We start from the raw sequence: 19202 nt of genomic DNA on the forward strand, positions 1-19202 counted from the left end.
GCTTACGAGGTGAAAATAGAGATTCAAAAGAGTTACAGTTATTGTATTCCCTCTATTTCAGGCTCTCTTTTCATTCTCCCCACGAAGCATTTGACTCTCCTGGATCTTCTCATGTAGAATGACATCCATTATGATCACATTACAAGAGCTCATCTGCAGATTAACACAGTTTTGGAAAGAAAAAGGGTGCGTGATTCACCAAGGACACGACTTAGAAACAGGAGCTGGAACCTTTAATCCGGCAACTTTTTTAAGATGCTTAGGGCCAGAGCCTTATCAAGCAGCCTATGTGGAACCGTCTCGAAGACCCTCCGATGGAAGGTTTGGACAAAACCCCAACAGATTGCAGCTCTTTCATCAGTTTCAAGTCATATTAAAGCCGTCTCCTTTAGAGGTTCAAGCGCTTTACTTAGAGTCTCTTGAATGCATCGGGTTTAATCTTAAAGAGCATGACATCCGCTTTGTGCATGACGATTGGGAATCTCCAACACTTGGCGCTTGGGGCCTTGGCTGGGAAGTGTGGTGTGATGGAATGGAAGTGTCTCAATTCACCTACTTTCAAGGGATGGCAAGTCTTCCTTTAAAACCGGTTACTGCAGAAATCACCTACGGGCTTGAGCGTCTCTCCATGTTTATCCAAAATGTGGATAATATCTTTGATCTGAAGTGGAATGAAACACTGACCTTAGGAGATATCTCAAAGCAAAATGAGATTGAGTGGAGTCAATATAACTTTTCTGAAGCTTCTATCCCGATGTGGCTAAGACATTTTGAAGATTATGAAAACGAAGCCAAACGGCTCATTTGGCAAAAACTTCCCCTCCCCGCTTACGATTTTGTGATTAAAGCGTCTCACGCTTTTAACCTGCTTGATGCAAGAGGCGTCATTTCTGTTACAGAAAGAACAGGTTATATCGGCCGGATTAGAGAACTATCGCGGTTAGTTGCAACAGCTTATATTGAATCAAGAGAAACCCTGCAGTTTCCTTTGATCAAAGAAGTTGAAAATCCTAAGGAGATAGCAACGATTTCTTCTCCTACGCACAGTTTTACTCCTGGAGAAACACGGGACTTTCTCTTTGAAATTGGATCTGAACAGCTTCCCGCTTCTTTTATTCCGCTGGGCATGAAAAGCTTAGAGAAGCTCATGCGCTCTCTTTTAGAAAAAGAGAACTTGCAGTTTGAGCGGCTTGAATGTTACGGAGCTCCCCGGAGGCTTGCCCTCTTGATTCAAGGACTCTCTACTGGAACAAAAAACCTTACTCTAGAGAAAAAGGGGCCTCCTCTTTCGATTGTATTTGATCAACAAGGTGAACTCTCTCTTCAAGGGCAAAAATTTTTAAGCCAGCTAGGACTGCCTGCGATCACACTTGATGAACTCCAAAAAAATACAAGTGATTCTGTATGGATTCAAGAGATCAAGCAAGTGCCGTATCTCTTTGCGAAAGAAGAGATCCTAGGAAAAAGTACCCTCTCTATTTTAAAAGAAGCTCTTCCTCATATTGTAGGGGGCATTGAATTTCCTAAAAGAATGCGGTGGGGTTATTTAGAGACAACCTATGCAAGACCCCTGCACTGGATCACAGCTCTTTTTGGAGATGAGGTGATCCCGTTTCAATATGGCGATATCAACTCTTCAAGAGTTACCTACGGACATGCTCAAAGAGGAAATGAAAAACTCTTTATCACTCGTCCTCTTGATTATCTTCCTCTTCTACGAGATCACTTTGTCTTAGCAGATGTAAATGAGAGAAAAACACATATATTAAATCAAATCCATACACTAGAAAAGACTCATGGTATCCAATTCAAGGATGTGAATAAAGTGCTCTCTCAAGTTGTGCATTTAACAGAGTGGCCAGAGCTTATCCTTGCCTCTTTTGATGCAAGGTTTCTCACCCTTCCTCAAGAAGTGATCACCTCTGAAATGATTGAGCATCAAAAATATTTCCCTGTCTCTAAGGACGGTGTCATCACCAATCAATTTGTCATCACATGTGATAACACCCCCTCATCTCTTATATCCCGGGGAAATCAAAAGGTGCTCTCAGCTAGACTCTCAGACGGCGCTTTTCTCTATGAGCAAGATTTAAAGACACCTCTACCTGTGATGAATGAAAAGCTAGAGACAGTGGTGTTTCAAAAAGATTTAGGCTCAGTAGGAGATAAGGTAAGTAGAATCCACAAAATCGCTACTTACCTGCAACGCCTTACACACCTCTCTTCTTTACCGCTTGTTGAAAAAGCCGCCTCTTTATGTAAAGCAGATCTCGCCTCTTCCCTTGTGAAAGAGTTCCCCGAACTTCAAGGAACGCTAGGAGAATATTACGCGCTTTACCATGGGGAAGAGAGAGAATGCGCTCAAGCGATGAGAGAACACTGGCTCCCCCGCTTTGAAGGGGATGCGCTTCCTCTATCTCCTACAGGCACACTTCTTTGTCTTGCTGATAAATGTGATAATCTTTTGGGATACTACTCTGTAGGGCTTAAACCGACATCTTCTAGTGATCCTTATGCTCTTAGAAGACAAGCAATTGGAATCATTCGTTTATTGATCCAAAAAGAGCTCTCTTTAGATTTATGTGAAGTGCTAAAGAGTGTAAGTCCGTTGTACCCGCATTTTAAAGAACCCCTCCTCTTAGAGATTCTGGCTTTCATTACAGCAAGATCTAAGCTTGTCTTTGAAGAGATGGGATTTAAAAAAGATGAAATCGAAGCCTCTTTATCTCAAGGGTGCTGTAACCCTTACGTCTCTTACTCACAGCTAAAAGCACTAAAAACATTTCGTCAAACAGCTGTCTTTAAAGATCTTTTAGAGGTGTATAAACGGGCAAAAGGGGTATTAGAAACACCTGTTCACACCTCTTTTAACAAAGAACTCACTCTGCATCCATCAGAACAAGAGCTTTTTGCCTTAGTTAAAGCCATTTCACTTGAATGGGATGACTTACTGAAGACACATCAATATGAAAAAATATATGCTCTTCTTGCCACGCTTCAGCCTCCTCTTTCAAGACTTTTCCAAGAGGTAAAAATTTTAGATCCAGATCCTATCATAAGAAATAATAGGCTCGCTCTTTTAACTCAGGTGTTTGCCTACTTTTCTGAGATTGTCAATCTTAGTCTCCTTCAAGGGCCTGAAAGGTAAGAGAGAAAAGCATGGATTGACTTTCTTGAAAAAGAGAGAGATAATGCATAGCTTATGACAACACCTATGATGTTACAATGGCAAGCGTGTAAGGCTAAAGCTAAAGGCGCGCTTCTTCTCTTCCGTTTGGGAGACTTTTATGAAGCGTTTGAAGATGATGCAAAAATTCTTGCAAAAGAGCTGGATCTTGTTTTAACTCAAAGACAAGACATTCCCATGGCAGGCATCCCTGCCCACTCGGTAGAAAATTATCTTGATAGACTCGTCTCTAGAGGGTATAGAGTGGCTATGGCAGAGCAGATTGAAGACCCTCAAGCTGTTAAAGGGCTTGTAAAAAGAGACATTGTCAAAGTGTTAACGCCAGGCTCTGTCATCCAGTCCTCTCTTTTAAATGAAAAAACAGCCAGTTACATTGCAGCGATTAGCCAGGTAAACTGCTTCATTGGGATCGCTTTTCTAGATGTTACAACAGGGGATTTCCGGGTCATTGAACTGGAAGATACCAATTTTCTCATCGATGAAATCACAAGACTCTCTCCTAAAGAGGTGTTAATCAGTGAAAAAGCGTGGAAATCTCTAGAAAAAGAACTCTCTTTTCTTTCTCTCTCAAATCTTCAAATTAAAGAAGAGTGGGCGTTTGATCACCGCAGCAGTTTAGAGCGGCTCATGAAGCAGTTTGAAGTGCACTCTTTAGATGGCTTTGGACTAAAAACCATGACAGCCTCAGTCAATGCTGCAGGGGCTCTTCTCTCTTATGTCTTAGATGATCTCAATCTCAAACTGCCACATATTAAATCGATTGAGCCGGTTCACCCAGGCACATTTCTTTGGCTAGATAGAACGACGCAAAAACATCTAGAACTCATCACCCCTCTTTACGATAAGAGTACAACACTTCTTGCTGTTCTTGATGAAACTGTCACTCCCATGGGCGGAAGGCTCCTCAAAGATTGGGTGTTACACCCTCTTGTCTCTTCTCAAGACATTTACACGCGGCAAGAAGAGATTGAAAAATATGTGCTGAACTCTTCTTTAAGAGTCTCTTTAAGAGCTGCCCTTGAAACCATACGGGATCTTGAGAGGCTCTCGATGCGGATTGAATCAGGCTACACCTCCCCTAGAGACTTAATTGCTCTAAAGCTCTCTTTAAAAGCTCTTCCTCAGATTGAAGCGCTTTTACACACTCCTTTAGAAGATCTCTCCTCTGTGACATGTCTCATTGAATCAGCTCTTGTGGATCACCCTCCTTTAAAACTGAGTGACGGAGATATCTTTAAACCAGGCTTTCATCCAGATCTTGATCAATTAAGAGTTTTAAAAACCGATAGCCAAGCGTGGCTAGCAAACTATCAAACAACTCTAAGAGAACAAACCGGCATTAAAACCCTTAAAGTGGGATATACCCAGGCGTTTGGGTATTACATTGAAGTGAGTAGAGGACAAGCAGAAAAAATGCCGCTCTCTTTTCAAAGAAGACAAACCCTTGTCAATACTGAGCGGTTTATCTCCCCTGAGCTTAAAGATTTTGAGCACGCGGTTTACTCAGCAAAAGATAAGATGGCTTTTCTCGAAAATCAACTTTTCACAGAAATTCGAGTAAAGGTGTCTTCCTATGCTAAATCCATCCGTCTTGTTGCAAAACAAATTGCGCATCTTGATGTGATTTTAAGCCTTGCACATATTGCAAAAGAGCGTAACTACTCTAGACCTCTTGTAGATGAGAGCTCAGAGCTTATGATCATAGAGGGAAGGCACCCTGTCATTGAAATCGCTTTAGGCAAACAAACCTTTATTGCAAACGATGTCAATCTCTCTGATCAAAAAGAGCAGCTCGTTGTGATTACAGGCCCTAACATGGCTGGAAAATCAACCTACATTAGACAAGTGGCTCTTTTAACCTTAATGGCCCAGATCGGCTCTTTTATTCCGGCAAAAAAAGCGCATATTGGGGTCATTGATAAGCTCTTTACCCGTATTGGAGCAAGTGATGACTTAAGTAGAGGGCAATCAACCTTTATGGTGGAGATGAGTGAAACGGCGAATATTTTACATAATGCCACTTCTAAATCTCTTGTGATTTTAGATGAAATTGGAAGAGGAACGAGCACCTATGATGGCATTGCAATCGCTTGGTCCATTGCTGACTATCTCCTCACAACTGAAGGAAAAAAAGCCAAAACACTCTTTGCCACGCACTATTTTGAGCTCACAGAGCTGGAGAAAAAAATCCCCGGCGCTGTGAACTACTATGTCGCTGTGGAAGAGTCAGAAAAAGGGATTGTCTTTCTGCATAAGATTTTGAAAGGGTGCGGCGATAAAAGCTACGGCATTCATGTCGCTAAACTTGCAGGGCTTCCCTACCCTGTCTTAAAAAAAGCCCATGAAATGCTTGAGCTTTTACATCAAAATCACACGGCGCAAGGAGCGCTCAGCTCCAAAAAGTCTAGCTCACTAAAAAAGGGAGGGCAGCTTGCCCTTTTTTGATCCTAAAGTTCTTGATAAATACACAACAGAGCCTGGTGTGTATCTCATGAAAAATGCCGACAAAAAAGTGATTTATGTTGGTAAGGCAAAAAACATTAAGGTAAGACTCAAACAATATTTTGCAGCAAGCGGCGATGGAAGGCCGATGATCCCTTTCCTCATCGCTGCGCTCTCGTTCATTGACATCATCGTTACTCCCTCTGAAAAAGAGGCCCTCCTTCTTGAGAACACTCTCATTAAAAAACATCAGCCTCAGTTTAATGCGTGCCTAAAAGACGATAAGACATTTGTCACCATCATGATCAACCCCAAAAATCCGTGGCCAAGAATCCGGCTGATGCGGACAAAAGAGCGGTCTAAAGGAGATGGCCTTTACTTTGGGCCCTATACTAACGCCTATGCAGCAAGACAAACTGTTGATCTCATGGCAAGAATATTTCCCTTAAGGCAGTGCTCTGATGAAGAGTTTAAACGAAGATCAAGACCGTGTCTTCTTCACGGCATCAAGCGGTGTTTAGCTCCTTGTACAAATCTTTGCACGAAAGAAGAGTATGGGGCGCATGTGAAAAATGCGATCCTCTTTCTTAAAGGGCAAGATAAAGTGCTTGTAGAAACTCTAAAAAAAGAGATGCAAGAGGCATCTGATGCTTTGCTATTTGAAAGAGCAGGAGAAATCTTAAATCAAATTGAAGCCATACAGCAAATGTCTGCCAAAACAGGGCTTGTCGCCCAGCCCGTTGGAAAAGATACCGATGTGCTAGGTATCTATAGGCAAGGGTATGATGTCGTTCTCACGCAGCTCTTTTTTAGAAAAGGGAATCTCATCGGATCTGAGCACTACACCTTTTCTTCTGCAGCAGAAACCGATGAAGAACTCCTCTCTTCTTTCATCTTGCAGTTTTATCAAAATAAACAATCTCTTCCTGAAGAGATTCTTGTGCGGCATCCTCTTCAAAAAGAGCTTCAAGAGATTATCAATGTCTCTCTTACCGCTCCTCAAAAAGGAGAAAAAAAATTGATGGTGGAGATGGCAGAGAATAATGCGAAGGTGATCTTTGAGCAGGAAAAAGATGAAGATGCGCTCACAGAAGCGATGCTCCTCAATTTACAAGAAACCGCTCAGCTCTCTTGTTATCCTAGCCGTATTGAATGCTTTGACACCTCAAATATTGCAGGAGCTGACCTTGTCGCCTCCATGGTAGCTTTTACAGACGGGGTTTACGATAAGAAAGCGTCTCGCCTCTTTAACATTAAAACAGTTCACACATCTGATGATTATGCGGCTTTACATGAAGTGTTAAGGCGAAGACTTACACGGCTTAAAGAAGAGAATAACCTTCCTGATCTCATTATCGTAGATGGTGGAAAAGGGCAGCTTGGCATCGGGGTTAAAGTGTTAGAGGAGCTTAACATTGCAACTGTTGATATCATCTCTCTTGCCAAAGAAGAGAGTCGTCATGATAAGGGCCTCACCCGTGAGAGAATCTTTATCCCTTCCACCTCTCAGCCTATTACGCTCCCGCTTCACTCCCCCCTTCTTTTTTTCCTCCAAAGAATCCGTGATGAAACTCATAGAAGGGCGATATCTTTTCACCGTAAGCAGCGGAAAAAACGGCTTATTAAATCCGCCATTGATGAGCTTCCAGGAATTGGGCCTCAGAAAAAGCAGCGACTTTTTAAAACATTTGGAAGTTTACAACGTATTTTAGAAGCAGACCCTGAAGCTTTAAAACAGGTGAAAGGAATTACAGCTAAAGATATCACCACGATCCAAGCCTTTAAAGACCGTTTCCCTCAATAATTTCTTCAATAAAGAGAGTTTATCTTTCAATCACTGTGAAGATGATATCTCCTGAATACCCGGCAAACTCAAGAAGTAGAGAGCAAATTTGAGATTTGAGCTTTTCTTGGTTACGGTAAAGGAGCTCTCCCCTTTTAAAAGAGTCATACACAACAATTTCTAAGAGTTGATCTTTTCTAATGATTGTCTCTACGCACCAATTTTTTAAAGAAAACATTTTTTCTAACGTATGGATGACCCAAGAGCTAATCACGTTTGGGGCAATTTCGCTTTTAAGGTTAATCTTTAAAATCTCTTGTTTATCCACATAAGAAAGACCACAACTTAAGAGGGCAGCCGCGATCAGAATCAAGGTGCCTAAAACAAAAAATAAAGAGCTAGAACTTGCAAAAAATATAGCGACCTTAGTTTGAAAAGACGGCAAACAGGCAAGCGTTAAGAGGAAAAAAGCCGAGAGAAAGAGGAGGAGAATATACATTGTATAGACTGTAGAAAACAGATAATCTCGCCATCTCATTTGGTTAGCTCCTACTTTCTCTTAAAGACTCTCTTAGAAATTGTCAGAGTAGTGAGTTGCAGCCTCATCTTCATTTTCTGCCCCCATTTCTTTTGACTCAATTTTAATGAGATTTTTAAAGACAACATGCACAAGACTCACATGAAGACCTGTTAAACGGCTGAGCTCTTTTGCAACAAGAGTTTGAATTTCTTCTGCCTTTTGAGGAAGAACAATGCCAAACGCTACACTCACCTCAATTTTCACCTGAATCGATTGGTTTTTAAGGTCTTGCTCGACAAAGATCCCTGAAATTCTCTCAGGAGACTCTCTTCCTAGAAAATAGTCGATCAGATTTCCTTCTAAAAGAGCAATCCCTTCAATATTCAGTAGACACTGGACAACAATTGATTGAAACACTTTATTTTCAATATCACGGATAAAAACAGTTTCAGGAAGTTCTACTTCTTTATGGTTCATTTGCTCTAAAGGATTACTCATATACACCTCTCTTGCAAGCCATTATAGCAACCTCTTAGGAAAAGTAAAGATCATCTTTTTTTATTTCTATCAGTGGAAAATAAGGAAATTTTAGGCTCTAATGAAAGGGAGAAAAAAACACAACTTTGGACCCTTATTTAAAAATTAAAATCTCTAAATGAGCCTGAGAGAGCCGCCTCAAGTGCCAGCAAAAGCCTTAACGGGTAGCTCTTAAAATAAAAAGGAGCTTATGCCATGATGAAAAATATTGGAAATTATCTATACCGTACATTAGAAGCTTTTTGTGCCCCTACCTCTTCTCCAGCTCTTCAAAAATCCCTAGCTTTTGGCTCTTACGCATGGAAACACTATCTGGATAGAGATGTTAAGGCTCCCCCTCTTCCTCAAGACTTAGAGACACTCATGCAATCTCCTTGCCCCTTTTGGCCTGATAAGCGCCTGGAAGAGACGCATCTTGTATGCCTCATTCCCGAAGGCATTTCAGCTCTTGACCTCATGGAAAAAGCCGGCTTTTCTGCTTCAGAAAGAAAAAAATATCCAGAACTTGCTCTTTCTGAAGGAGAAAATCGGTGGATTTTACTCACAAAATGTGTGATTACTAGTTGCTGCATTTTGTTTCCCACAGCTGAAAATAGGAGGATTGCCTCTGATAAGCACCTCCTCACGCCCTACCGCATCCCTTACGCCTTAGAGGTCATGGTTGCCATACTTGCTCTAAAGCACCTACAAAACATCACTCTCTATCAGGTACGTGGCGAGCAAACTCTTTGTCAAGAAATGCATCAAGGAAATCCTGTTATTCTAGGGGGCGACCCTTTTTCCTCTTTCTATCTCCCTACCATCCCAAATGAAGTGAATGGGATTGTAGGGGTTTATGATGTAACAAAAAAAGGGGTGAAGAGCTCTTTAGAGAGCCACGCAGGCAAAGAGTGGTCTTTGATCTATTGATCAGAGACAATCATTTCTTGTATTTAAAAAAAAGAGATCTTATTTTTCATATTTCCTCTATTTAATCCTTAGAAGTTAAGGAAAATGAAGTTAAAACACCCTTTTTGGTTAAAATAAATAATAATCATATAGAAAAGAAACAACATATAAATTAATATAATGATAACAAACAAGAGCTTCCATCCCTATATATCCCCTAGTGATGGTCTTAACCACTCTTGAATACCTGGAGAGCCGCTGATGATGCAAAGTATTGGAAATTTTTTCTTTCAAGCCATAAGCTCTTTTCTTCCTCCCATCCAACCTTCAGTAGACCCTCTACAAAAAACACCTCCTTTTGGACCTGAGGAATGGAATCATTATCTGGGTATCTCTGTACCCCCTTTCCCTATTCCAGATCATATTACATCCATACTTCAATCTCCCTGCCCATTTTGGCCAGATAAACAGATCGAAGAAACGCATATGACTTGCCTCATTCCCCAAGGTGTATCTGCTCTAGATGTACTAGAAAAACTCCTCCCTCCTTTTGCATTACGCCATCTATCCCCTAAGCTAGGAGTCCCTTCTGACAAAAGCTATTGGATGCTCATAACAAAATGCATTATTCCTAACTCTTCTTCTCAAAATCCTTCTACACAAAATAAACTGATTCCTCCTCACTACCGCATCCCTCATGCAATAGAGGCGATCATGGCTGTGATTGCCATGAAACAGTTTAAAAATATTGATATCTATCCTAAAGCAGGAGAGAGAACTTACTGCCAAGAAACAATTGGGCAATACCCTATTGCAATTGGAAGTGACCCAGCTTCATGGGTTTGTATCCCTACCGGCCCCTCAGAAGGAAATGGGATAGCAGCAGTTTGTATCCCCATGGAGCTTCAAGATCAGAAAGAAGAAAAAACGCTTAGGACATAGCCCCCTATCCACTCTACTCATCGCTTAAGAGGGTAAAAGACAGTCTACTTTAGAGCTCTTTTTAAGAAAAAAGAGCTCTAACTTTCTACCCCCCTAGATTAACAGAGGGAAATGGCTTAAGGGATTTTTATTTCAGTAAGCTAAACCTAGCACTTCTATGCAATGCATTGAAGGCATAGTCACATTTTAAGTGACTCCTTGCCCTAGGCCCTGCATTTCTTGTAACCTAGGGATGATGAGATCTTTAATAATCAGTGATATGTTATAGAGTGAATGTGTTGCAATGGCAGAGAAAAGCCCTCTTTCAGTATACATCAAGGAATACATCAATCCAGGGACAAACACCTTTCTAAAATTTTCACTATCAATATTGTTTTCGTGTGCTAGTCCAAATGTGATTGCAGATCCAACAATACCAAATAGCTGCGTGATCACATGTCCTAGATTCACAGCAAGCGACTGCATAGCTGTAGGGTCAATCTTGATTCCTGATAAATCTGTCAAATAACTTAAAGCTAATTGCTCGGGTCCAATAGTGCTAAATAGCTGCGTGATCACATGCCCTAAATTCACAGCAAGAGATTGCATCACTGCAGAATCGATCTTAATCCCTGATAAATCTGTTAAAAACCCTACAGCTAACTGCGTTGCTAGAATACTTAACTCTCGCATCCCTTGAGTCAAAGACTCTTCTACAACAGGAGATATGGCAACTGTTGTGATTGCTCGCATCCGCTCTCCTTCGTTAAGAAGAAGTATTTTCTCAAAGCTCAAGTCTTCTCTTCCTGTGATTTTTTCTCGGACCCTATTAACCCCGTGGTGTACTTTAGCCATTACAGGAGCTAATGTAGAAATCGCTACCTTCCCTAATGCATCAATGACAATAGAGGGGACATACTTTTTTATTGTGTTACCGATGGCATGATGCGTTTCTTGTTGATTGCCATTTTCTAGCTCACTCACTGCCTTAATAAGAGTGGCGACCCCAACCACTTCAATAGGCATCAAACTCAGTGCAATCTCTTTTAGCTGAGGCATTTCCATAACTTTTGAGATCCAAGGCTTAGCCATATTCCACACCCTAGATACTTTAGAAACTTCTATATTTGCATGATTTAAAGCGCTTAAAGATGGATTTTGCCCTACAGCGTGGTACTGACCTACAATTTGCATATCTCTCCCCTTCCCTTACTCTAATTTTTATTTTAATTATAAAATCATTTAATGTAATTAATATTTTTAATTAAAAACAAAACCTTTTGAAATTAACTCCTCACTTTAATGTCTTTAATAGTCATAAAATTGTATGGACAACATCTTAAATCTCCTTCATAATTTTTTCATGACGCTTCTTCCCTCTAACCCAAATGGTTGCCCTTACCTTTTTCTTGCCCCTATGGAGGGCGTAGCTGACCCCACCTTTAGAAAAGCAATCGCCTCCATTGGAGGGTTTAATGAAGCGGTCACAGAATTTATCCGGGTGCCTCAAAATGCTCATGTCGCAAGTCTTGCAAAAGGGTATGACGCCAAAGAGCTAGGGTCTATCCCGTTAGCTGCTCAAGTGATGGGAGCAAATCCGGAAGGGATTGCAGAGATGGGAAAAGAGCTGGAGAAAAGAGGAGCAAAGCGGATTGATCTTAATTGCGGCTGCCCTTCTAATACAGTTGTCGGTAAGGGAGCCGGCTCCTCTCTTTTAAAAAACCCCTCTTCTCTTTATCAAATTGCACATGCGCTTGTTAAGGCAGTAGATATTCCTGTAACTGTTAAAATGCGCTCAGGGTATGAAGACACCTCTTTAATCCAAGAAAACCTTCTAGCTGCAGAGGAGAGCGGTATTGCTTTTCTTACACTCCACCCCAGAACAAAAGTAGATGGCTATGGCCCTCCTGCTAAGTGGGAATTCATTGCTTATGCTAAATCCATTCTCACCATCCCCGTTGTGGGAAATGGCGATATTTTAACCGCTCATGACGCGCATCAGATGCTGAAAGAGACAAAGTGTGACGCTTTAATGGTGGGAAGAGGCTCTGTGATTAATCCGTTTATCTTTCAAGAGATTCAAGCGTCTTTTGAGGGAAAAATCTACCCTTCCTCTTGGGATAAGCTTTCTTTATTTCTAGATATTTTTGCAGCAGGGCTCTCTTTAGAGGCTCCTTTACGCAATAGAGCAAGTAAACTTAAGCAACTTTTTAGCTTTTTATTTAGAAAAACAGCTGCTTTACTGGAAAGAAAGTCCCTTGTTTTAACGCAGCAACCAGAGGATTTAGCGCAGTTTCTTCAATTTGCAAAAGATTTATTAAAAGAATATGGCGATTTTTCTCTGTAAAGAAAAAGCCAACTAAAGAAAAAAACAGAGTGAAAAGGGCAAAAAAATAAGCCTTGGAGCTAGAAGAGCTCCAAGGCTTTATCAAACAACTGGAAAGGTTTAAACTACCAGCTAGCTTTTGTAATACCTGGGATGTAACCGTGGCGTGCCATCTCAAGAAAGCAAAGCCGTGACATCTTGAACTTACGGAGAAATCCTCTTGATCTTCCTGTAAACTGGCAACGGTTTCTAAGGCGGACCGGCGAAGAATTTCTAGGAAGCTTATTTAAAGAGATTTGAGCTACAAGCCGCTCTTCGTCACTTGAGGAAAAATTTTTCACAATTTCTTTCAGCTGTTGACGACGTTCCCATTTCTGTTTAACGAGAACTTGGCGCCTTTTTTCTTTTGCGATCGAACCTTTTCGAGCCATTATTTCTTTCTCCCTGGACCTTTTTGCCGTTGTTTACGGTTTGGATCAATTTTATTAATCACGTAAATGCGACCTCTTCGACGGACTATCTTATCGCCTTTGGAAGGGTCGGCTTTAATCGAAGCTCGGACTTTCATACGTTCCTTTTTATAAAGATGTGATCATTGTAGTCTCTCTTTTATTTTCATTGCAACAAGTTTTACTTGAGTGATTTTCTTCGAATCAGTTAACATACTTTGTGAGAAAAAATTATGAAAAGAACATACCAACCTAGCAAACGTAAGCGACAAAAAACATGTGGCTTTCGTAAAAGAATGAAGACTGCCAAAGGGCGTGAAATCATTAACCGTCGTCGTCGGAGAGGTCGCAAACGGCTGTCCGTTTAACCCATACATTTTCTAAGAAACACCGCTTAAGGTCCCGTTATGACTTCAAAAGGGTTCAACGTGAAGGAAAGCGGTTTCAGGGAAAATTTCTCTCCTTTCAATGGATGGTTGAAGAAAGCTTGCCTTCTCGTCTTGGCATGACTGTGTCCAAACGATTTGGGAATTCAGTCCTGCGCAATTTATTTAAAAGACGCGTAAGAGAAGTGTTCCGTCAGGAACATAGTAAGCTTGATCAGCGCATCTCTCTTAACATTTTCCCCAAAGATCCGGGATTAGCACCCACATATCTCCAAGTTGTCACCGATTTTAGGCTCCTTTTTGATGAGATTCAGCGGCTCTACTGCCATGCTTAACGAAGAACAACAACGAGCGGTTCACACAACAGAGGGACATGTCCTTGTTCTTGCAGGGGCTGGCAGCGGTAAAACAAGTGTCATTACGCACCGTATTGCTCACCTCATTCAAGATAAAAAGATACCCTCTTCTGCTATCTTGGGACTCACCTTTACGAATAAAGCAGCAGAAGAAATGTTAAACCGTGTCTCTTCGATGATCTCTGTAAAAGACGCCAAACTCTTGCAGCTCTCCACCTTTCACCGCTTCTGCATGCGCGTTTTACGTAAGCACATCTTTGCTCTGGGGTTTACATCAACGTTTAGCCTCTATAATGAAAAAGAAGTGAGAAGACTTCTTAATCAACTGGCTAGAGAAGAGCTCTCTCATGATGGAGATCTCCCCTCTTTAGAGACTGTGATTGGGGTCATTGCAGAGGCTAAAAATAACGGCATACACCCAGATCTCCTGCAAACCGATGCGCTTTCTAAGACGCTTTATCATAAATTGCAAATTGCGATGAGAGCGTGTAATGCTGTCGATTTTGATAGCCTTCTTTTTCTGACACTTCAGCTCTTTGAAGAGCACCCCTCCATTTTAGAGCTTTATCAAACGCAGTTTCGCTACATCATGATTGATGAGTATCAAGACACCAATATGGTGCAATATAGGCTCTCAAAATTGCTGAGTGAAAAACATAAAAACCTCTGCGTTGTAGGAGATGATGATCAAGCCATTTACGGATGGCGAGGAGCAGATATTAAAAATATACTCCAATTTACAGCAGATACCACCATTAAACTTGAGCAAAACTATCGGTCTACTCCAACCATCTTAGAAGCTGCTAACCGTGTCATTCAAAATAACACCGAAAGACATGCAAAAAATCTCTGGAGCGCAAAATCTAAAGGGAGCCCTATAGAGGTGTTTCACGCCCCGTCTGAAGAAGAAGAGGCAGCTGCTGTGATTGACCGGATGATTTGGTATCATAGTGAAAAAAATATCCCTTGGGGGGAAATGGCGATCCTTTACAGGTCTAACTTACTTGCTAAACCGTTTGAAATGGCGCTCATGCAAGCTAGCTGGAATGAGGGCGGCACGTGGAAAAGAGGGATACCTTATCAAGTGATTGGAGGGACAGAGTTTTCTGCAAGAAGCGAGGTGAAAGATCTTCTTGCTTATCTAAGAGTCATGATCAATCCGCAAGATCAAGAGGCTATTTTAAGAATCATCAATGTTCCAAGACGGGGCGTGTCAGATGATACACTTGACACCCTCACAAAAAAAAATAGATCGCTGGGCATTTCTCTTTGGGAGGTTTTAGAAACAATTGATTCTTGTGAAGGAATTTCTGAGCGCGGAGTGAAGGGAATTCATAACTTCATGCGCATTATTAAAGAGGGGCAAGAAAAGATTAAATCGCCCCCTTTTTCTGACACCCTTCGGTGGCTAATCGAGATTGTTAACTATCAAAAAGCGATTCATGAAGAAGTGAAAAGTGAAAAAATGCGGGAATTTAAGTGGGAAAATATCACAACTTTAATCGATTCAGTCGATCAATACCCAGATATTCAAGAGTTTATCACCTCTTTAACCTTAGATGAGTCGTCTTTTCCTAAATCCAGCAAATCTAAATCCAAAGATCAAACCACTCTCATGACCTTTCACGGGGCTAAAGGACTCGAGTTTACCGTCTGCTTTCTTGTAGGGCTTGAAGATCAAATTATGCCTCATGAAAAAAGCGTTGTAGAAAATGGACTTGAAGAAGAGCGAAGACTCATGTATGTCGCGATGACAAGAGCTAAAAAGCAGCTTGTCATCTCCATGTCAAGAAACCGGATGCGGCACGGAAAAAAAACAGCCATGAGCCCCTCCCGGTTTCTATTTGAAATCCCTAAAGAGCTGATCGAAATCAAATCGTTTAAGTGGCTCCCTCCTCTTGAATAAAAACAGGTTTTTTCCCTTGTTGTAAAACCGTTATTCACAAAAAAGCCCCCCTCCTCATTTCAACGGGAAAATTTTTAAGCTAAAATTTGAGACATGATTGCTTTCCTAAATTCCACCTCTTTATGCTATTCCAAATCACTCTCTTCCCCCAATCCCCTCTCCAATGCAAAATCACAGCTTCTGGATGAATTCCTAAATGCATATCCCAGTTATATTTAGAGGGAAGCTCGGTAAATTCTACGGCCTCTTCTTGAATAAGGGTGCCAAGGATCTCCTTACCTCTTTCTTTACTGTGATGAAAAGAGAGCGCTCTTTCTAGCCACATCTCTAAAATACGAGAGGATTGATCATACACAATGACACCTGTATTATAGATAAATTCTCCTGAAAGGGGATCTCTTTCTTTCATAAGAGAAAATAAAGCTCTTGAGTGCATCTTATGAAACATAGGGGTTAAAGCCCCCACCACTTCACAATCTAAATCAAGCCAAATCGTTTTTTGAAATGGAGTCTTCATCAAAGCAAGTAGCTGACCTAAGAGATCATGAGTTTCTTTTTCTTGTTGAATCCCTAAAAGCCTCTTTTTTTCCTGATCTAAAGATAAAAGGACACCTCTTGCCCGGCACCACTCCTTAGCTGCCTGTGTCATCCCCAAATCGGCAAACACAACAGGAAGGGTGTGATGCTTTTGATAGTTTTCAAACCACCAGGGAAGCATCCATTCTCTTGCTGCAGAGCAGCCCGTCATCACCCCTTCTCTCATGCATCACACTCTTGATAACAAACTCTTTTTCTCTTAAAAGCGTAAAGCTTTTTCAAGAGGTATTTTTCTCTTTCAACACCTTGTAAATACTCTATCAATGCATTCCTCTTTCTAACCTTTTCTAAAAAAACTCTCTCTTCTTGATCCTTGGGGGACCTCAAAAAGTTAAGATATCCAGCATCTTTATTTTCCTATATACTGCTACCTTTAAAGAAAATTTCCTCACCCTGTGCATTAGCGGTACATATAAAAAATGGTTTACTTTATTCCAACAATTATTTTACGTCATAAAAAAGAAAATCTTAAAAAATGTTCCTTAAGAGGGTTAGAAAACAGAGCTGACATCTGTTTTCTCACCTATCCAGAGGCATCTCTTGCTCCTTTAGAAAACTTATGCATTTTGACATTTGATGCGCCTCTTTTAACTGAGCAAGATCAACATCACTCTCTTTTTATCATTGATGGCACCTGGAGATATGCAGGGGTCATGGGAAAAACTGTTCCTCAAAACCCCTCTTACATTTACCGGAGTTTGCCCCCTCATTTTCAAACCGCTTATCCCAGAAGACAACTCGATTGCCCAGATCCTACCCGGGGTCTCGCTTCTGTAGAAGCGCTTTTTATTGCTTATACCTTGCTAGGAAGAAATACCACAGGGATTTTAGACAACTACTACTGGAAAGAAGACTTTTTACAAAAAAATTCTTTATCCATTTCTTACGGGCCGCAAATTGGGACATACTCAAAAAAGCCGGTTTAAGTTAAAATCGTCTTATCTTAAATTTTTTATGAATCCAATAATCTATACTGCTGATCAACACTCCTTCCATCAAAGTGACTGTGACCCTGACGCTCTTAAAGTCATCTATGCCTTGCAAAATGCAGGGTATATTGCTTACCTTGTGGGAGGATCTGTCCGTGACTTAATCTTAGGGATTACCCCTAAAGACTACGACATTTCCACATCTGCCTCCCCTGAACAAATTAAACAGCTCTTTAAAGGGCAGTGTCTTCTCATTGGAAGACGGTTCCGCTTAGCCCATATTCGCTTCAAAAACAAAGTGTTTGAAGTGTCTACCTTCCGCTCAGGAGATAATGAATCTGAAGAACTGATCTTAAGAGATAATGTGTGGGGAACACCTGAACAAGACGTTTTGCGAAGAGATTTCACCATGAACGGCCTTTTTTATGACCCTGTGAGTCATACGGTGATTGACTTTGTGGGAGGGTATGCGGATATCAAGAAAAAATACCTCAGGACTGTGGGATTAGCTTTTCTTCGGTTTAAACAAGACCCTGTCCGGATGATCCGGTTATTAAAATTTCAGGCCCGTTTTGATTTTACGATTGATCCTGAGGTTACCCTTGCATTAGCTGAGTGTTACCCAGAACTTGCGAAAAGCTCACAAGCTAGAGTCTTTGAAGAGATTCTGAAGATGCTAGAATCTGGGTATGCAGAAAAGTTCATTGATCTCATGCATGAGCACAGGTTTTTTGAGCTTCTCATCCCAGAATTTTCTCACTTTCTCTCCTCTCTTGAAGGAGAAGATACACTCGATCTTCTCTGTGAGATCGATCTTTTGATTAAAACTGAGCCGCTAGATAGATCCATTCTTCTGGCAGCGCTTTGCTTTCCCTTCTTGCAAAAATCTCTAAAAATCCACTTCTTAGACCGTAAAAAATCTCTTTCTGCCCCTGAGCTGTATGATGAAGTCCAATCGGTGATTTCTCAGCTATTTCACCCCTTTTTCTTAATCCCTAGAAAACTGAGGATGCAGGTAACAGCGATTTTAACAGCGCAGTTCCGTATCAAGCCTCTTTACCCTTCTAAGACATTAAAAATTCGGATTCCAAGAGATCCTGAATTTACCTATGCTCTTACCTTCTTTAAGTTAAGATCGCATTTAGATCCTACGCTTAAATCCACCTTCAATAAGTGGCAAAGTGCGTATGAAAAATTGCCTCTTAATCACTTCCAAAAGAAAAGTAAATCCTCTTATGCTTGATGTCAAACATGCCGGTCCGCAGCTTGAAATGGGCCCTTGCCCGGCAGTGTTTTACTTCACGTTAAGAGCAGAAGACTCTCTTGAATTAGACCCTTTAAATGCCCCGGTTATTCCTCTTATTAAAGCAGGTATTAGGGTCTTTTCCATCACCCTTCCTTATCACGAAACACTTTCTCCTCAAAAAGCCATGGAAGAGTGGGCTCTAAAGCTAAATAGCCACCATTTCTTTATTGATCCGTTTATTACCGAAGTGATCAGTTACTTAAATACGCTTTATGCCTCAAATCTGATTACAACAGCTGCTGTCATGGGGCTTTCTAGAGGCGCTTTTATTGCAGCCCATATCGCCTCTCAGCTAGAGTGGATAAAGGTATTTTTAGGATTTGCTCCGCTTACCCATTTAAATAGTGTCCTCTTACTAGGAGATCATGTCCCCAAGAGATGGGACCTTCCTCTTTTAGCAGAAAAACTCTACATGAAAAAAATACGGTGTTATATCGGAAATCTTGATAAAAGAGTGAGCACATCTCACTGCTTTACATGGCTTCATACCCTCTCTCAATTAGCTGCCTCTAAACAGATTAGATCCCCTTCCATTGAACTCCGTATCACCCCCTCGATTGGAAGAGATGGACATGGAACATCTCCTCTCTCTTTTGAAGAAGGAGCTCTATGGTTAATTCAGCAGCTTGTTTCTTAAGAGATGATAAATAGATCATCTCAATGACCTTT

The 19202-nt window shown here is 41.1% G+C and carries 17 protein-coding genes and 1 pseudogene; 12 read left to right on the forward strand and 6 right to left on the reverse strand.

Annotated elements, in window-relative coordinates:
* Window positions 1–118: 118 nt before the first annotated feature.
* From glyS to uvrC, 3 genes are read left to right on the forward strand one after another with little or no spacing between them, the layout of a single operon-like run.
* Window positions 119–3148: a glycine--tRNA ligase subunit beta gene (glyS, locus tag ACI7T6_RS04825; RefSeq protein WP_404665254.1), complete on the forward strand. Its 3030-nt coding sequence runs from the start codon at window positions 119–121 to the stop codon at window positions 3146–3148.
* Window positions 3149–3202: 54 nt separating this feature from the next.
* Window positions 3203–5632 (forward strand): DNA mismatch repair protein MutS, encoded by a 2430-nt coding sequence (gene mutS / locus ACI7T6_RS04830; RefSeq protein WP_404665255.1) that lies wholly within the window; start codon window positions 3203–3205, stop codon window positions 5630–5632.
* Window positions 5619–7433: an excinuclease ABC subunit UvrC gene (gene uvrC, locus ACI7T6_RS04835; protein ID WP_404665256.1), complete on the forward strand. Its 1815-nt coding sequence runs from the start codon at window positions 5619–5621 to the stop codon at window positions 7431–7433. Before mutS ends, uvrC begins: the two co-directional genes overlap by 14 nt.
* A 19-nt stretch (window positions 7434–7452) precedes the next feature.
* Here uvrC and ACI7T6_RS04840 read toward each other — a convergent pair whose 3' ends face one another.
* Together ACI7T6_RS04840 and ACI7T6_RS04845 are read right to left on the reverse strand one after the other, a co-directional pair.
* Window positions 7453–7950: a hypothetical protein gene (locus ACI7T6_RS04840; RefSeq protein WP_404665257.1), complete on the reverse strand. Its 498-nt coding sequence runs from the start codon at window positions 7948–7950 to the stop codon at window positions 7453–7455.
* A 33-nt stretch (window positions 7951–7983) separates the two neighbouring features.
* Window positions 7984–8430 carry an Asp23/Gls24 family envelope stress response protein gene (locus ACI7T6_RS04845; RefSeq protein WP_404665258.1) on the reverse strand — a complete coding sequence of 149 codons (447 nt, stop codon included), beginning with the start codon at window positions 8428–8430 and terminating at the stop codon, window positions 7984–7986.
* 234 nt (window positions 8431–8664) lie between these two features.
* On the opposite strand from ACI7T6_RS04845, the gene ACI7T6_RS04850 reads away from it, so the two are divergent.
* The gene (locus ACI7T6_RS04850; RefSeq protein WP_404665259.1) at window positions 8665–9378 is read left to right on the forward strand and encodes a hypothetical protein; all 714 of its coding nucleotides are present in this window, start codon (window positions 8665–8667) and stop codon (window positions 9376–9378) included.
* 243 nt (window positions 9379–9621) lie between these two features.
* The gene (locus tag ACI7T6_RS04855) at window positions 9622–10299 is read left to right on the forward strand and encodes a hypothetical protein (protein WP_404665260.1); all 678 of its coding nucleotides are present in this window, start codon (window positions 9622–9624) and stop codon (window positions 10297–10299) included.
* A gap of 186 nt (window positions 10300–10485) precedes the next feature.
* Here ACI7T6_RS04855 and ACI7T6_RS04860 read toward each other — a convergent pair whose 3' ends face one another.
* A complete protein-coding gene (locus ACI7T6_RS04860; RefSeq protein WP_404665261.1) occupies window positions 10486–11472 on the reverse strand; it encodes a type II CAAX prenyl endopeptidase Rce1 family protein in 987 nt (328 codons plus the stop codon).
* Between the two features lie 133 nt (window positions 11473–11605).
* Between ACI7T6_RS04860 and ACI7T6_RS04865 the strand changes: the two genes are divergently transcribed.
* The gene (locus ACI7T6_RS04865) at window positions 11606–12625 is read left to right on the forward strand and encodes a tRNA dihydrouridine synthase (protein WP_404665262.1); all 1020 of its coding nucleotides are present in this window, start codon (window positions 11606–11608) and stop codon (window positions 12623–12625) included.
* Between the two features lie 104 nt (window positions 12626–12729).
* On the opposite strand, the gene rpsN is transcribed toward ACI7T6_RS04865, so the two are convergent.
* Both rpsN and rpmJ read right to left on the reverse strand, forming a co-directional pair.
* Window positions 12730–13035, reverse strand: coding sequence for a 30S ribosomal protein S14 (gene rpsN / locus ACI7T6_RS04870; protein WP_404665263.1), 306 nt, complete (start codon window positions 13033–13035; stop codon window positions 12730–12732).
* Window positions 13035–13172, reverse strand: coding sequence for a 50S ribosomal protein L36 (gene rpmJ, locus ACI7T6_RS04875; RefSeq protein ID WP_404665264.1), 138 nt, complete (start codon window positions 13170–13172; stop codon window positions 13035–13037). Before rpmJ ends, rpsN begins: the two co-directional genes overlap by 1 nt.
* Before the next feature lie 114 nt (window positions 13173–13286).
* On the opposite strand from rpmJ, the gene rpmH reads away from it, so the two are divergent.
* The 3 genes and pseudogenes from rpmH to ACI7T6_RS04890 all read left to right on the forward strand — a co-directional run bounded on the left by rpmH (window position 13287) and on the right by ACI7T6_RS04890 (window position 15701).
* Entirely contained in the window at window positions 13287–13421 is a 135-nt protein-coding gene (rpmH, locus tag ACI7T6_RS04880; protein WP_404665265.1) for a 50S ribosomal protein L34, read from the forward strand.
* 68 nt (window positions 13422–13489) lie between these two features.
* Window positions 13490–13774 (forward strand): annotated as a pseudogene (gene rnpA / locus ACI7T6_RS04885) (ribonuclease P protein component); the annotation flags it as partial.
* Window positions 13743–15701, forward strand: coding sequence for an ATP-dependent helicase (locus tag ACI7T6_RS04890; RefSeq protein ID WP_404666138.1), 1959 nt, complete (start codon window positions 13743–13745; stop codon window positions 15699–15701). The pseudogene rnpA and the gene ACI7T6_RS04890, both read left to right, overlap by 32 nt.
* Window positions 15702–15780: 79 nt before the next feature.
* Here ACI7T6_RS04890 and ACI7T6_RS04895 read toward each other — a convergent pair whose 3' ends face one another.
* Window positions 15781–16464 carry a hypothetical protein gene (locus ACI7T6_RS04895; RefSeq protein WP_404665266.1) on the reverse strand — a complete coding sequence of 228 codons (684 nt, stop codon included), beginning with the start codon at window positions 16462–16464 and terminating at the stop codon, window positions 15781–15783.
* A 253-nt stretch (window positions 16465–16717) separates the two neighbouring features.
* Between ACI7T6_RS04895 and ACI7T6_RS04900 the strand changes: the two genes are divergently transcribed.
* Genes ACI7T6_RS04900 through ACI7T6_RS04910 form a run of 3 tightly spaced genes read left to right on the forward strand, consistent with a single transcriptional unit; the run spans window position 16718 to window position 19170 of the window.
* The gene (locus ACI7T6_RS04900; protein ID WP_404665267.1) at window positions 16718–17224 is read left to right on the forward strand and encodes a hypothetical protein; all 507 of its coding nucleotides are present in this window, start codon (window positions 16718–16720) and stop codon (window positions 17222–17224) included.
* Window positions 17225–17252: 28 nt separating this feature from the next.
* Complete coding sequence (gene pcnB / locus ACI7T6_RS04905; protein ID WP_404665268.1) at window positions 17253–18470, forward strand: polynucleotide adenylyltransferase PcnB; 1218 nt, start codon at window positions 17253–17255, stop codon at window positions 18468–18470.
* Window positions 18463–19170 (forward strand): alpha/beta hydrolase, encoded by a 708-nt coding sequence (locus tag ACI7T6_RS04910; protein WP_404665269.1) that lies wholly within the window; start codon window positions 18463–18465, stop codon window positions 19168–19170. Before pcnB ends, ACI7T6_RS04910 begins: the two co-directional genes overlap by 8 nt.
* The last annotated feature ends 32 nt before the right edge of the window (window positions 19171–19202 follow it).

The organism is Rhabdochlamydiaceae symbiont of Dictyostelium giganteum (assembly GCF_964291045.1).
Lineage (GTDB): Bacteria > Chlamydiota > Chlamydiia > Chlamydiales > Rhabdochlamydiaceae > PALSA-1444.